Below are 13,949 nucleotides of genomic sequence, written 5' to 3' on the forward strand. Positions count from 1 at the left end.
AGCAGGGCTAACCGGGGTAGTATATTGGGTCGGCTAAAGGGATAAAGCGCCCCAATCCCCGGATAGCTGCAATCCCTCGTCAGCAGTGGGTGACGGCGCGATCGCGGGCTGTGCCTGGGGAGGCTGTTGGCCCCCGATGTAGTCCTGAGTGATTAGGGTTTGCAGGTAGATATCGGGGCTCACACCTGCTGCTGCTGCCCGCTCTCCAATGAGGTGGGCGTAGTCACGGGGCAGGAAAAAACGCTGCTTGGGCATGACTTAAATCCGGTAGATTCCTTTCAACTCAGTCTGTTGGGGGGTTGGGCAGGTGCTAACCCCGATCGCCTGGGCGACCTCACCGACACCGGGCAGCAATGAGCCGCCCCCGGCAATGACCTTCACCGGGCACCGGGCAAAAATGTGGGCACCTTTGGTTTTGGCCTCATGGATGCGGGCACGTAGCCAGGGCTCAAAGGCTTGCTCATAGGCCCACTTGAAGCTTTCGCCGCTGTAGCCATAAAACTCATAGGTGCGAGCCTCAACACCTAGCCGGATAGCTTCAGCAGTGGGGGCCGTGCCAGTGGTATTGGTCAGGCGGCTGATTTCCTCAAATAGCTCTCCCACGCCACCATTCAGGCTCACCACGTCAATCATTTGCTGAGTGGTGGGGTCAAAACCTGCGATCGTCGCGTTCTGGTAGCCCAGATCGAGCACCGCTACTGACTGCCCGGAGGCGATCGCGTAGGCAGTCCCCAACCCCTCGGGCACGGGGCGAATGGCTGTAATGTTCACCGTCACGCGACGGCCATTCACTTCAACGTCATGCAGACCCACCAGGGGTTTTAGCTGGTCGGCCATGTTGGGGCTGGGGATTGAGCACACCAAGCTGACGTTAAATAGCTCCACGCTGACAGGTGCTATCTGGGCCAACATCGCAAGGGCAAGCGGCCCGTACCAATCGCCCTTGAGCCCATCAGCCACGCTTAGCAGCGTGGTGGAGTTGTCGAGGTTTTCACCAGCGGCGAACTCACCGGCAAAGGTGGAATTGGTGATTTTGACCCGCAACTGCACCGCTGAGGCGGCCCCAGTGCGGGGAATCTCACGGGTGACCAGCGATCGCAAACGGTAGAAATTAGCCCCGTCATAGGCCTTGGAAAATCCGGCTCCTACCGCGATCGCAACCTTGACCGCATAGGAGTTATTCGGAACTGATACGGACGGGGTAGGCAGTGCGCCCCCAATAGTTGGCTTGGTCTTTGAAGTGGTTAAAGGCATTGTCGTCTCTGGGGTTTGAGGTGATTTGAGGCAAAACCGAGCGACTTCCTGAACCGGTCTATAGGGATCCGTTACGTTCGGTTTCTACAATAGTGATAACATAAGTATGTCACGGTGTGCTACCGAGTTTTACCGAAAGCCTCGGAAGCCCACTAAGATACTCTCAATCGCTATTGGATATAGACTTATGGGGACTCCAAACTTGCCTGTTGACGTGCCCGCAAAGATCCCGCGCATAGCTGTATACCTGAATGAGGCCCTGAAAGTTCAGGTTGACTCGATGGCCGACGATGAACGGCGATCGCTGTCTCAGATGTGCGCCATTCTGATCGAAGAAGCCGTTAAGGCCCGCCTAGACAAAAACGGTGCGGCGGACAAATAAAGCCATTCACAATCGCACCCCACCAGGCCGCACACCTCGCGGCCTCAACTTCCCGTGGCCAAATGAGACTAAGTCCTTCTCTCGCTTTATTCGCTTGCTGGTGCCCGTCGGTCAGAAAGACCGCAATCGGGCTCTGGTTCAGCGAAACCCAGAGTCACCTGTCAGATTTTTCGGCGATCGCAGTTTCAACGTTCTCCACCCCGTCGAACCGCGCTACTATCTCTATTAGTGTCGAGTCGCTGTGCCCTGAGAGAGGCGATCGCACCAATTGTTTATCAAATCCTAATACCCACTGCGGCGCTGAAGCGCTGACTCATCCTTACATCCAAAAACAAACCCCAGACCTGGCTTATGCCGGGGCTGGGGTTTGTCGTTTAAACCAATTTTCGCTGGGCGGCGGAGATTTTGGTTTGCAAGGATGAGCTAGCGCTCAGAGACGCAAGCTGAGACTAAGGAGTCTTGAAATGCGCGACGATTCTAGTATAAATCAAAATTCTGCCAGCGTTACGCCTCCTTGCTTAACGGATATCGCTGAGTTTATTGAGCGGGTGAGCGGGTGGCCACCACCGACGCAGCGCTTTGCGATCGGGCTTTGGTGGTCAGAAACTGGCATCACTAGTAGTGAGTTTTGGGACGTGGCGGCTCTCCTGGTTGTAGCCGGGGAGGTGGAGCAATGAGGATTTCCCCCCGTTCCCGAGAAATTCTGCTCCGGCGTCTCCGCGAGCTGGGCAAGGGCCAAGCTGGCACACTGTCCAGTACCTCAGCCGTCGACCTATCCCAGACAGACGATCGCCCCCAGGGGGAGGTGCCCCATGAGTAGTCCAAAGCCAACCTCCAATTTAGTCAGAAGTGGGCAACACCTAATGACTGAATCAGAGACTTTGCGCCTTGGCTATGCCAGGGTGAGCACCCTCAACGATGAGCAAACCAGCTCTATCGAATCTCAGGAGGAACGGCTGAGGGAGTACGGCTGTAGCGAGGTTTATGTTGAGCGCCTCAGTGGGGGTGATCGGGGCCGCCCTCAGTGGAAGCAATTGAGGGAGCGGGCATTAGCCGCCGTGCAATCTCAACCTGTCGAGGTTGTCATTTGCAATCAGGGGCGCTTCTTTCGGGATGTTGCCGAGTTGACAAACCGGGTTGATGAACTGGAGGGGGCTGGGGCCAGAATCATCGACCTCGACGCCGGTAAAGAGCTGGCAATGTACATCCCTAACGAGCGGCTGAGGGTGCAGATCAAAGCCGTAGTCGATGAACACCAGCGCCTCGACACTGCCGACAAATGCCGTCGGGCCATGGCGCGGATCAGGGCCAAGCGTGGCCGCGTCGGTGGGAAGGCACCCTTCGGCTATAGTTGGGCCGCCGACAACAGCGCCTTGCACCCCAACCCGGAACAGTGGGAGCTGGCCAGGGCGATTGTGGATCGCTTTCTCGCTGGGGAGCAGCTCACCACCCTAGCCCGCTGGCTCCAGGGCCAACGAATCAAGTTCACCGCTCCTGGGCTAAATGAATGGCTCAATAATGAAAAGCTGCGCGGTAACATCCACTATCGCTATGGCAAAGGTCTGGAGCAAAGCGAGATCGCTTATGGCACCCACCAGCCCTTAATCACCTTGGCCGAGAGCCGAGCCATTCATCAGCGCCTGGAGCAAAATCGCAGCCACCCACGCGATCGCCGTGTCCTGGCCGTTAGTTCGCTTTGCCGGTGCATCGACTGCAATCGCAAATTGCAGCAGAGCAGCCGTCATCTTCAGAGCGGCATTACCTATTACTGGCGATGCAGGGGGAAGACCAGCCAACATATTAAGTGCCCTAACTCGGGCATCATTCCCCACCGGGTTATCGAGCCCACTATTTTGGAGGTCATTTGCTCGAAGGCTGAGGCGATCGCCCTGGGCCTAGCCGAACCACCCGAGGCAACTGCCAGCCCTGAAATTTTGCGCCTAGAGTCGGAGCTGGGCAAACTTCAGGATGTTTATCGCCAATACCCAGGCGACGGGCTAAGGCGAGATATTGAGCAGCGGCAAGCCCAGCTGGCTCACCTGCGCAGCCAAGCCCAACACCAGCAGCAGCACAGTGTCGAATTAAGGGAATGGGTAACCTTGCTGGCCCAGCCCACATTCTGGGATGGCATGGGAGAGGAAGAGCGCAACCACATTTACCGCGATCTAGGCATAGTGGTTTTGTGCCGAGGCAAAAATATTGTCAGGATTGAATGCCAGCTTTAGCAGCTTGTAGCGATTGCTCAGCACACCCGTGCGCAGGGGGTGCGAGGGTCAGGCAAGGCAAGGCAAGGGGGCCAGGGGGCGACTGACCCATCACGATCTCCCCAAGAGCCACTATTGCAGCCCTAGTTTTAGAGGGAGCGATCGCCACCGCCTTCAAAAAGTCGGCTTCACTGAGCATTGTTGCCAAGTCAACAACGCCCTGTAGGACAGCCACCACCGAAGCGGCTGTCCCATCAAAGGCTTCAAGCACAGAGGGGAGAAGGGTTTCGGCCATCGACCTAACCTCATCCGTAATCCCCTCCAGGGTTCCCAAAAAATTATTAGCGTCCCTTAATAGGCTATCTAAAGAGGCACTAATAATTTTTTTCCAGGTGGCCCACCCCCCAAGAACCTTGAAAATGTTGGAGATCTGGCCTTGAGTAACGCCAACCGCCGCCGCGATCACCTGCTGAGTGACCTTCTTTCCCTGCCCCATGACGTCGCGCATGGTGCGCAGAACTTCTATCCGGGTGCGATCGCCCTGGCGGGCTGCATCTAGGGTCACCTCGTGCGCCTGCTTGACCTCCACGTTGGGCCAGGGGAGCGCTGCGTCTGTGATGTAAACATGCACGAACTGCCGGTCAGGGTACCGATGGGCGCGGGGACGGCCATCCCCTTGAATAAAGGCTGCATTCACCTGGTTTTGGTAGTAGGCATCAAAGGCGCAATAGTCTTCGCCGCCTAGTGCTAGCCATTGCTGCTTTACGGCTCCGACGTGGGGCGATGGTGTCCCGACGGTGAATAGGAACTCAACTCCCGCCGCTTCGTTGCTGCCCCTGCTGCCGCTGAAATGCGCTAGGAACACAGAGGCCCCCTCATGGCAGTCGGCTTTATCTTTCCAGTCGATTACGGCTTTGCGAGAATCCCCCGCTATTGCATCTATAAGGGCATTGATCAGCTCGTCCGTGCTCTCTACACGGCTCTTAGCTGCTCGACCATAGCTAGGAATTTGAATGCGCTGAATGTTGTTGGGTGCTGGGGTATCTGCGATCGCCACCAGCACCTTGTCTACGGGCACACCAGCCGCTAAGGCAAGCCCTAGGGTATCTGCGGTAGCGTCAATGAAGACATTGGCTCTGGCAGACTGCGCGATCGCCTTAGAGTGCTGGTTAGGGCTGCATAACACCAGTCCGTTATAGTTAGCCCCGATTGATCCGCCTGGGGTTAGTCCGGCCCAAATGCTGAGCACATCAGCTAGCCCTTGTACTGGGGCTGACAGCAAGCGATCGACGTGTTGCCGCCTATCGTCCCGTCGCTGTTTGCTATTTGCAGCTCGTAAAGCAGCACGCAGACTTAATTTCTCCGTCAGCTCATCTTGCAGGATGGCGATTTGCTCTGTCTTATCAGAGATCTGCTGCCGCATTTCGAGCGCTGCTACACCGGTTAGGGTTTCCCGCTGGACTTCTGATTCGTGGATCGGTTCTGGGCTAGAGAATAGATCGTTTTGAGAAACTTCTTGATCCAGATCGAACCGGCGATGCACCTCTGCCAGCCACTGCTGCCGCCGGTCAATTTTGCCCTTTAGGCTGGTAATTTCTTTTGTCAGTGGGTCTGTGTCGCCTCGGTCAATTTCGCCCAGCAAAGAGTTGATGTCCTCTCCCCCAGCGGCCTGCACTTGCCGGATGACGGACGCATCTAGCCATTTTGGGGGCTGCCCTAAAATCTCCATGCACGGCTCAGGGTCTAGCCCGTGTGGCCCTGGCTTGGTATTGAGCAGCCGTGAAAGGGCCAAGTAGGCAGGAGTCAGCCGCTCGTAAAGTTCAGGGTCACGGCTGGCAATCAGACTGAATTGCCGGTTTATGTCATCGGCACTGACCTGCACCGCCTCCGCAGTAAGGAGAGTTGCAGCTTCTTCCCATCCGACAATCACGTCGCTGTAGGAAAATTTCTCGGGGCTAGGTGCCTGCTCCGGTGTCATGCGCAGGCGGCTGTGTTTAAGTGCCTCCCGGCGCATCGCACGAAACCCTTGCCCGGACTTGCCGATGCTCTCACTCTGTCCGCACGTTCCGTAGAACGGGCACCGTCGACAAAGGGGATTGTCCTTTGAGGCACTGTCGGCCCAAGGTAAGCGCTTGCTGCGTGCGATCGCAAATTCCTTTGTCCGAATGCAGTTACCAGTATTTCGGTCTACCTCATCGCCCGCCCCAGGCCTCCGCAAAAAAGGCTTGCCCATTGCTGTGTGACGGCTTTCGTCTACAACTAGCCCGTTATGCCGGGTTGGCATGTCGGTGAATCGTTCCTCAATTGGTGCCGTGCTGGGGTTTCTGTGGTTGGTATCCAGGTAGTACAGCTTCACGTGATCATCTTCGTTCCGAGAAAAGTCACTTTCGTTGAGCGTCCCAAAGAGGTAAGACTTGCCCGCGCCGGTATCCCGTCTGTCGTGGACGTTCCACCCTTTCGCCACAGCCTCAATGATAAATTCCTTCATCTGGTCGGGCTCAACCGTGTAGGCAGGCTTCTGCCCTCCTGGCTGGTATTGGGGCAAGCATCCAGGGGTGTAGACCACTGTAGAGCCAGCATCCACCGCCGTTAACGCCGCTGCCCTCGCTGGCTTGACGCTTCGATCTAAGGAAGGCGTGTGCCTGAGCAGCGCTTCCAGCTTGCGAGCAAAGTCATTCCCCAAAGGATGGTCGTTGGCACCCCCCCGGCCTGCCGCAGCCGCTCTTGGCCTAGGGGCTGGCTTTGGGCTGTACCTACCAGCGATCGCGATTCGCTTTGCCTCAGCCAGGATCCGCGCCCCGTCACACCCTGACCAGCATTTAAAGGCACCGGTGTCTCGGTTGATAAATAGTGAATCGTCGCTAACGCCATCATGAGCCGGGCATTTGCAGCGGATAAAGTTGCCGCGTTCGTGGGTGCCCTCTAAGTAGTCGGACAGGTTCCGCATATCCCAGGGGTTGCTGCTGGGGTCGCTGGGTGCCGACACTATGGCCGTACTGCCAGACTGCTTTGCTTTGCGCTGTTGGTTGGCCTGTTCGTCTTTGGTGGGATAGATGCCGATCGCCTCTAGCGACTCAACTTCTGCCACTGGGGCCAACTCAACCAACCGGTAAGGGGTGCCGTTAGGGTGAATTGTTGGGGCCAGCACCGTAAAACGCCCCGACCAAAGCGCCTCGCCAATATGGCCAACGCCATCGGGGGAGGTGGTGAAGTTGGTAAAGGTAGGTTGCTGCCGTGGCCTAACCGCTATCCGCCAGCCACCTGACCCGGTCTGCTCTACCCATGTCGCCCCAATGCGTTGGCGAATGAGTTCTACGTCGCGATCGCATGCCTCTTGTGATGGGTAGTTTTTAGCATCGAAGTCTAGCCAGTCGATACCGTTGTGCCCCCCAAGGGTGCCGATACCATTGGCAGGGTTGGACAACCAGCGCCGCCATTCTGCCTCGGTGGGCAGCCTGTTCTGAAATACCTTGTGGTTTAAGGAACGAGCTCGCCCGCGCTCATCGAGCCATGACGGGTTTTTGCCAGTGAACCGTGCTATCGGATTCAGATTTTCATCTAACCGGCAGTAGTCGCCCTTAACTGGTGCCCGCCCGTCGCCAACCTTGGTAAAGCTAATGCGGCAATGATCACCCTGGATTTCAGGGTGCAGTGTGCTGGGCTTAAATCGAACTGTAATAAAGATCTGGTGATGGCAGTAAGGCAGTCGTGGGTCTTGCGCCGGGGCCACAGGGATAACAGGACACCCAAGGGCAGACAGGCGATCGCATGTGCTCAAAACCTTCCTGGAGGACGTTTTGAGCTGGGCATGTGCTCACTCTCAACTAACCGTCAGGCAACCTTGACCCGTCACCCGATGACCTCACCCTTACCCGGCAGCTCTTGCAGGGGGCGCAAATTCTCGCCGTGCCGGTGCTCGATCATCTGATCATTGGCAACGGCGACTACCGCAGCCTGCGCCAGACCACCCAGCTTTGGCAAGAGACTCCCCAAGCAGCTTAGGCCAATTCAAACCGCTAGGTCTGAGGCCAAACCCAAATTGCAAAACCCCGATTCCTAAACGTCAAGCTTGATAGACTACGGGTAGGCGCTGGATGGTGAGCGCTAAGTCTTGTTTGAGTCATCACCCCTGTGGCCATCAAAAAAACGACCGGCAAAAGCAGCGGCAAGCCCAGCGATGGCCCCCTCTCTGCCCCTTCTAGCGCGGGTGGAGGGTTTAAGGTGCAGGTATTTTATCTGGCGGCCCGCAGCAGTAGCCCCAAGGCCCCGCTCAAAGATGCCCTCTGGTTTGCCACTTATCCCGTCATTCCCCGTACTGGTGACTGCGTGTTTAGAGACGGGGTGTACTACCTGGTAGAGCGGGTGTTTTTGTATGAAAATTTGGCCGCTGGATGGTGCGCCGATGTCGAAGTTTCGTTCTATAGTCGGCGCTAAAAACAATTTTGGCTAAGGGCTTGTAAAGCCTGCTGTCACAGTGTTGCAGAACGATTGATCTCCAGAAACCTTATGCTAGAGTAGGCGAGTAACATGTTTTGTTTTCGGTAGGCTGGTCAATCACAGTCTGATCTCAGTTTTCGGGTAATCGACGTGTACCACTCCGAATCGAACTTGTCTACATTTCACGTCTAATTTGGAGTTGTGCCATGTCGATTTATGTAGGAAACCTCGCCTACACTGCTACGGAGGGAGACATTACCGAAGTCTTCTCCGAGTACGGGGCCGTTAGCCGCGTAACAGTGCCCACCGATCGCGAAACCGGACGCCCCCGAGGCTTTGCCTTTGTCGAGATGGAAAAAGAAGCTGACGAAGATGCAGCGATCGAGGCCCTCGACGGTGCCGAGTGGATGGGTCGCGAGCTGCGCGTTAACAAGGCTCGCCCCAAAGAGAAGCGACCCAGTGGCGGTGGCTCGCGCGGCAACTTTGGTGGCGGCGATAGAGACGGCGGCAACCGCGAGTTTTCCCGCTGGTAGGTCACCAGTTCCCTAATTCGATAGCGATGTGTCATGGCAGAGATGTAAACGTCCTCTGCCATTTTTAATGGGCTTTTTTTTTAGGCAGTGGGGCTATGGCGGGTTCACCCCAGCGATGAAAATAATCCTTAACCTTTGGTGGTGAGCTAATTTTCCCGTGGGAATATAGCTCATCTACCAATGAATCAATGACCTGCTATGTGGTTTCAATGCTTGGGTGCTGCCGCTTTAATCGGGTTGATTCAGGGTATGCCAAAAAACGGGGTAGCCCAGGAGGTGCCCTACTCCACCGCGGCTTCACAGCCAGGGTCAGCCGCTGAGGTGCTGATGCTAGCCGAGGGGACAGATCCGCCAGAGGCCGCTGAGTTTGACTCCGCTCCGGCGATCGCCGTCCCCGGGTCTAATCCTCTGCCCGACGCTGTGATTCACGTGCAAACCATTGTGGTGGAGGGCAGCACTGTTTTTGACCCAGCGGTGCTAGCCCAGACCGTGGCGCCCTTTGAAGGGCGTGCCCTCACCTTTGTAGAACTCCAGGGCGCGGCCAATGCTGTCACCCAGCTGTATCTAAATGCTGGGTACATTACCTCCAATGCGGTGCTGTCGCCCCAGGCGGAGGCCGGGGTGGTCAAGCTCCAGGTCGTAGAGGGAGGCCTAGAGGCGATTCGCGTGGTGGGCAGCGATCGCCTGACGACCTACGTGCAGCAGCGCCTTGCCCTAGGGGGCACCCGCCCGCTCAACCAAAACCGGCTCGAAAGCCAGCTTCAGCTGCTCAAGCGCGACCCACTGTTTGACAACATTGAAGCCAGTCTGCGCCAGGGACAGACGGCGGGCAACAGCATTTTGACGGTGCAGGTCACAGAGGCACCGGCCCTGAGCGGCAGCCTCGGCCTCGATACTCTGTCGCCCCGCAGCGTGGGCGAGTTTCGCACTGGGGGCACGCTGCAATATAACAATCTGGCGGGGTGGGGCGATCGCCTGCTGGCCTCGGTCTACCGCTCTACCACTGGGGGCGCTTACGCCTACGAACTGGCTTACCTGGTACCGCTCAACCCCAGGGAGGGCACTCTGCTGCTGCGGGCTACCCCCAGCAGCTATACCATTACCGACCCTGCAGAGCCCACCTTTGCCTTGGGGCTGCGGGGTTCCACCGATAGCTACGAGATCCAATATCGCCAGCCCCTGATTCGCACTTTGCTAGAAGAGCTGGCGCTCTCGGCAGGGTTTCGCTATCGCAACGGCACCACCCTACTGGGGGGCTTGATTACCCCGCCCACGGTGACTAGCGTGTTTAGCTTTGGCCAAGACTACCTGCGCCGCGACGGCAGCGGGGCCTGGGGCGTGCAGTCTCAGTTTCGCCTGGGTACGGGGCTGTTCGATGCCACCGTGCAGTCAGACCCTCTACCCAGTGGGGAGTTTTTTAGCTGGCAGGGCCAGGTGCAGCGCTTGCAGGTGCTGGGGCCAAATCACCAGCTGCTGCTGCGGGGAAGTGTGCAGCTGGCCTCGGGCAGTCTGCTGGGGTCAGAGCAGTTTTTTATTGGCGGCGCCCAGTCGGTGCGGGGCTATTACCAAAATGGCCGGTTTGGCGACAACGGCCTGCGCCTCTCGGTCGAAGACCAAATCACCCTGCTGCGCGATGAGAATAATGCTCCCCTGCTCAGCCTCAGCCCGTTTTTAGATCTGGGCTACGTGTGGGCCAGCAACCCCGACTTTCAGGCCACTAGCCAAAACTTTTTGCTGGGCACGGGGCTGGGGGTGGCGATGTCGCCCCTTGACGACCTCGATGCCCGAGTCGATTTTGGGTTGCCCCTGATTGCGCTGGATGAGCTGGTTAGCGATCGCCCCTCAGGCCTGCGGGTTTACTTTGATCTCCGCTATCGGTTTTAGCCATGCAGCTGCAAGATGCGTTTATTTCCTACGGGCGAATCGACAGCACAGACTTTGCTGTGGCCCTGCACCAGCGGCTGACGGAGCTGGGCTACAGCGTCTGGCTCGACCAGACCGACATTCCCTTTGCGGTCAACTACCAGACTCACATCGATCGCAGCATCGAAAAATGCCACAACCTGATTTTTATCATCAGCCCCCACTCGGTCAACTCGCCTTACTGCACCGAAGAGCTGGAACAGGCCCTGCGCTACCACAAGCGGATTATTCCACTGATGCACGTGGGGCAGATTGCCTACGCCACCTGGCAGCAGCGAAACCCAAAGGGTACGGAGGTCGACTGGGCCGAGTACCAGGCCAAGGGGCTGCATTCCGCCAGCCGCAACATTCACCCCGGCATTGCCAAGCTCAACCGCATCAGCTGCCGCGATGGCATTGATCACCCTGACCAGTACCTGGCCCAGCTGGTGCAAACCCTAGACGATCGCAAAGACTTTGTGCATCGGCACACCGAATATCTGGTCCAGGGGCTGACCTGGCTGCAAAACCAGCGGCAGACGCGCTACTTGCTCACTGGGGCTACCCGCGAGGCCGCCGAAGCCTGGCTCAAACAGGCCTTTGAAGACAACCCACCCTTTTGCCAGGCCACCCATCTCCATGGCGAGTTCATTACCAGCAGCACTAAACATGCCGACGGTCGCCTAGCTCAGGTCTTTCTCTGCTACGACGAAATCGACAGTGACGATCAAAATACCCTGACCCACTCTGGCGATGCCCCCTATCTGCCAGCCCCGTCGACCCGGCTCAGCAGCCGACTGCGGTACTATCTCATGCGCTCTGGGTTTACCGTGTGGGATTGGCAGCAGGATTTAGCCATGGGCGATCGCATTCAGACCGCCATTGCCCAGGGCATAGAAGGGGCCGACAACGTTGTATTTTTGCTGTCAGCAGAGTCAGCCCATTCAGCGCGCTGTCTCGACGAGCTAAACTACGCAATCGCCCTCAATAAACGGGTGATTCCGGTGCTAACCGAGAACCTAGATATCGACGCGATGCCCACGCAGCTGCAGAACGTGCAACTGCTAAATATCAGCGCTGAGGAGTCGCTAGCTCCCCAAGCCGGTAGCCGCCAGCTGATCGCTACCCTGCGGCAAGATGCCGTCTACCTGCGCACCCACAAGCTGCTGCTGGTGGCGGCCCTCAAATGGGAACGGCAGCGCCGCAACCCCAGCGTGCTGCTGCGGGGTGGAGAACTGCGCCAGGCCCAAGACTGGCTCAAGGCCGCCCAAACCAGGCCCCGCTACGCCCCAGTCGAGATCCAGAATCAGTTTGTGGCCGAGAGTCTGACCCAACCCGCCAGCCAGACCCTTGACGTATTTTTGATTGCCGACCCCGCCGATCTAGACTTTGCCCGCCGCCTCAACTCCACCCTGCAACTCCAGAGCAAAAGCACTTGGTTTGAGCAATCTACTCGGGTGGTCGTCGGCCATGGGCCAGCCATGGTCGATGAGGCCTTAGAAAATGCCCAAAACTGCCTGGTGGTAGTCTCTCCCCAATGCCTAGAAAATCCGAGCTGCCTGGCTGATCTGGGCTATGCTCAGACCCTTAAAAAGCGAATTATTGCCGTGTCTGATGGGCCGGTGCCGCGCGGTCAATTGCCGCCAGCCCTGACCCAGTGCCCCGTGGTCAACTTTCAAGACCACGAGGGCGACTACTCCTCTAACTTTGGCGAGCTGTACCGCATTTTAGAGAGCGACGCGGCCCATGTCGATCGCCACACCCGTCTGCTGGTGAGGGCTCTAGAGTGGGAGAACGCCGGACGCGAATCTAGCCTGTTATTGCGGGGCAAAGCCCTCGACCAAGCCGACGCCTGGCTGACCCAGGCCACCGGCAAAGTGCCCACTCCCAGCCAGGTTCAGCTCGACTACCTGGTTGCCAGCCGCCAGCTCCCCTTGCGCAAGGTGAAGCTGCGCTCTTTAGGTCTGGCCAGCCTAGCCGTGACCCTGGGGGTCTTTGCCCTCCGCCTGGGCGGAGCACTACAGCCCCTCGAACTCGCCACCTATGATGCTCTGCTGCGCCGCCGCCCCAGTGAACCCCAAGACTCGCACCTGCTGATTGTGGCGGTGGATGAGGCCAGTGGTGCCTGGCTGCGGGAGCAGGTCAAGCAGGGCCGTTACCAGCCGGGGCTGGGTACCATTCCCGATGGGGCGCTAGAGGAGGTATTGGCTACCCTCTCGGCCCATAACCCGGCAGCCATTGGCCTCGATTTCTACCGCGATTTTGCCGCCGCCCCGGCCCTGGCCGATCGCCTGCGCCAGAGCAATACTTTTTTTGGCATCTGCAAGGCCACCTACAACGACACCGGGGTCGAACAACCCCCCGAACTGCCCAGTGACCAGGTTGGTTTCAACGACTTTGCCGTCGATGCCAACAACTTCACCCGCCGCCACTACCTCAAACATGAGGCCGACCCGCCCACCTGTGACACCCCCGATGCCTTTAGCCTGCGCCTGGCCCAGCACTATCTGGCGGCTCAGGGCATTGACTACACCGACCCATTCCTGCCCGATGGCGGCATTCAAGATATGGCTGTGGGCTCGGTGCGCGTACCTCAACTGTGGGCAGGCGGCATTCTCACCAGCCAGACCGGCGGCTACAGCCCCCTGCGACAGGATAATTTCAACGGCTACCAGACGATGGTGAATTATCGCACCCACGCGGGCGACCCCAACCAGTTTGCCCCCCAGATCACCCTCCAGCAGGTGATGACCGGGCAGTTTGACCCAGCCCTGGTGACGGGGCGCATGGTGCTAATTGGCTATAAAGACCTCACCGATCGCAATGCCGACTCGTACAACACTCCCCTCGGCGAACTGACGGGGGTCGTGGTGCATGGCCAAATGATTAGCCAGCTGGTGAATGCCGCCATGGAAGATCGCAAGCTGCTGTGGTGGTGGCCGGTCTGGGCCGAAACCCTGTGGATTGGTCTCTGGGCCTTGATCGGGGGGCTGTTTGCCCGCCAGACTGTGCGGCCCTGGCAGCTCTCCCTGGCGGCGGCGGTGGCGGTGACCCTGTTGGTACTCATCAGCTACGGAGCCTTGGCGATCGCAGGTGGCTGGCTACCCCTGGTTCCAGCCCTGGTGGCGGGGTTTGGTACGGCAGGGCTGGTGGAGTATCTGAGTCGTCGAGTTCGAAATCCGTAGTGAGTAAATTAAGTTTTGAATGTTTAGTTTTGAGCTGAAGATCCAGGCTCAC

Annotated in this window: 11 protein-coding genes and 1 pseudogene; 9 read left to right on the forward strand and 3 right to left on the reverse strand. The window is 58.0% G+C overall.

Translation table 11 applies throughout. The annotated features are described in order from the left end of the window. Window positions 1–33 precede the first annotated feature (33 nt). Both AC0QKW_RS23445 and AC0QKW_RS23450 read right to left on the reverse strand, forming a co-directional pair. Window positions 34–255, reverse strand: coding sequence for a hypothetical protein (locus AC0QKW_RS23445; protein ID WP_473153524.1), 222 nt, complete (start codon window positions 253–255; stop codon window positions 34–36). A gap of 3 nt (window positions 256–258) precedes the next feature. After that, window positions 259–1,254, reverse strand: a complete 996-nt coding sequence (locus AC0QKW_RS23450) for a ParM/StbA family protein (protein ID WP_473153525.1) — start codon at window positions 1,252–1,254, stop codon at window positions 259–261. A gap of 187 nt (window positions 1,255–1,441) precedes the next feature. On the opposite strand from AC0QKW_RS23450, the gene AC0QKW_RS23455 reads away from it, so the two are divergent. From AC0QKW_RS23455 to AC0QKW_RS23470, 4 genes are all read left to right on the forward strand, one after another. Then, window positions 1,442–1,636, forward strand: a complete 195-nt coding sequence (locus AC0QKW_RS23455; RefSeq protein WP_473153526.1) for a ribbon-helix-helix domain-containing protein — start codon at window positions 1,442–1,444, stop codon at window positions 1,634–1,636. 464 nt (window positions 1,637–2,100) lie between these two features. Beyond that, the gene (locus AC0QKW_RS23460) at window positions 2,101–2,313 is read left to right on the forward strand and encodes a hypothetical protein (protein WP_473153527.1); all 213 of its coding nucleotides are present in this window, start codon (window positions 2,101–2,103) and stop codon (window positions 2,311–2,313) included. Beyond that, a complete protein-coding gene (locus AC0QKW_RS23465; protein ID WP_473153528.1) occupies window positions 2,310–2,456 on the forward strand; it encodes a hypothetical protein in 147 nt (48 codons plus the stop codon). The genes AC0QKW_RS23460 and AC0QKW_RS23465 overlap by 4 nt, the downstream gene beginning before the upstream one ends. A gap of 43 nt (window positions 2,457–2,499) precedes the next feature. Further along, complete coding sequence (locus tag AC0QKW_RS23470; RefSeq protein ID WP_473153529.1) at window positions 2,500–3,861, forward strand: recombinase family protein; 1,362 nt, start codon at window positions 2,500–2,502, stop codon at window positions 3,859–3,861. Here the strand turns inward: AC0QKW_RS23470 and AC0QKW_RS23475 are convergent. Continuing rightward, on the reverse strand, window positions 3,839–7,570 hold the full coding sequence (locus AC0QKW_RS23475; protein ID WP_473153530.1) for a bifunctional DNA primase/polymerase: 3,732 nt from the start codon (window positions 7,568–7,570) through the stop codon (window positions 3,839–3,841). The two genes, AC0QKW_RS23470 and AC0QKW_RS23475, sit on opposite strands and share 23 nt — an antisense overlap. Window positions 7,571–7,668: 98 nt before the next feature. Between AC0QKW_RS23475 and AC0QKW_RS23480 the strand changes: the two are divergent. The 5 genes and pseudogenes from AC0QKW_RS23480 to AC0QKW_RS23500 all read left to right on the forward strand — a co-directional run. After that, window positions 7,669–7,842, forward strand: a pseudogene (locus tag AC0QKW_RS23480) (JAB domain-containing protein); the annotation flags it as partial. A 129-nt stretch (window positions 7,843–7,971) separates the two neighbouring features. After that, window positions 7,972–8,274, forward strand: coding sequence for a hypothetical protein (locus AC0QKW_RS23485; protein ID WP_473153531.1), 303 nt, complete (start codon window positions 7,972–7,974; stop codon window positions 8,272–8,274). Window positions 8,275–8,483: 209 nt separating this feature from the next. Further along, window positions 8,484–8,810, forward strand: coding sequence for an RNA recognition motif domain-containing protein (locus tag AC0QKW_RS23490; RefSeq protein WP_473153532.1), 327 nt, complete (start codon window positions 8,484–8,486; stop codon window positions 8,808–8,810). A 249-nt stretch (window positions 8,811–9,059) separates the two neighbouring features. Beyond that, window positions 9,060–10,694 (forward strand): ShlB/FhaC/HecB family hemolysin secretion/activation protein, encoded by a 1,635-nt coding sequence (locus AC0QKW_RS23495; protein ID WP_473153533.1) that lies wholly within the window; start codon window positions 9,060–9,062, stop codon window positions 10,692–10,694. 2 nt (window positions 10,695–10,696) lie between these two features. Next, window positions 10,697–13,897, forward strand: a complete 3,201-nt coding sequence (locus AC0QKW_RS23500; protein WP_473153534.1) for a CHASE2 domain-containing protein — start codon at window positions 10,697–10,699, stop codon at window positions 13,895–13,897. Window positions 13,898–13,949: the final 52 nt, after the last annotated feature.

The sequence above is a fragment of the Pseudanabaena sp. PCC 9330 genome, from assembly GCF_055795045.1.

Coding starts and splice junctions, on each gene's coding strand:
- AC0QKW_RS23445 (WP_473153524.1), bottom strand. CDS start 255: ATGCCCAAGCAGCGTTTTTTCCTGCCCCGTGACTACGCCCACCTCATT.
- AC0QKW_RS23450 (WP_473153525.1), bottom strand. CDS start 1,254: ATGCCTTTAACCACTTCAAAGACCAAGCCAACTATTGGGGGCGCACTG.
- AC0QKW_RS23455 (WP_473153526.1), top strand. CDS start 1,442: ATGGGGACTCCAAACTTGCCTGTTGACGTGCCCGCAAAGATCCCGCGC.
- AC0QKW_RS23460 (WP_473153527.1), top strand. CDS start 2,101: ATGCGCGACGATTCTAGTATAAATCAAAATTCTGCCAGCGTTACGCCT.
- AC0QKW_RS23465 (WP_473153528.1), top strand. CDS start 2,310: ATGAGGATTTCCCCCCGTTCCCGAGAAATTCTGCTCCGGCGTCTCCGC.
- AC0QKW_RS23470 (WP_473153529.1), top strand. CDS start 2,500: ATGACTGAATCAGAGACTTTGCGCCTTGGCTATGCCAGGGTGAGCACC.
- AC0QKW_RS23490 (WP_473153532.1), top strand. CDS start 8,484: ATGTCGATTTATGTAGGAAACCTCGCCTACACTGCTACGGAGGGAGAC.
- AC0QKW_RS23495 (WP_473153533.1), top strand. CDS start 9,060: ATGCCAAAAAACGGGGTAGCCCAGGAGGTGCCCTACTCCACCGCGGCT.
- AC0QKW_RS23500 (WP_473153534.1), top strand. CDS start 10,697: ATGCAGCTGCAAGATGCGTTTATTTCCTACGGGCGAATCGACAGCACA.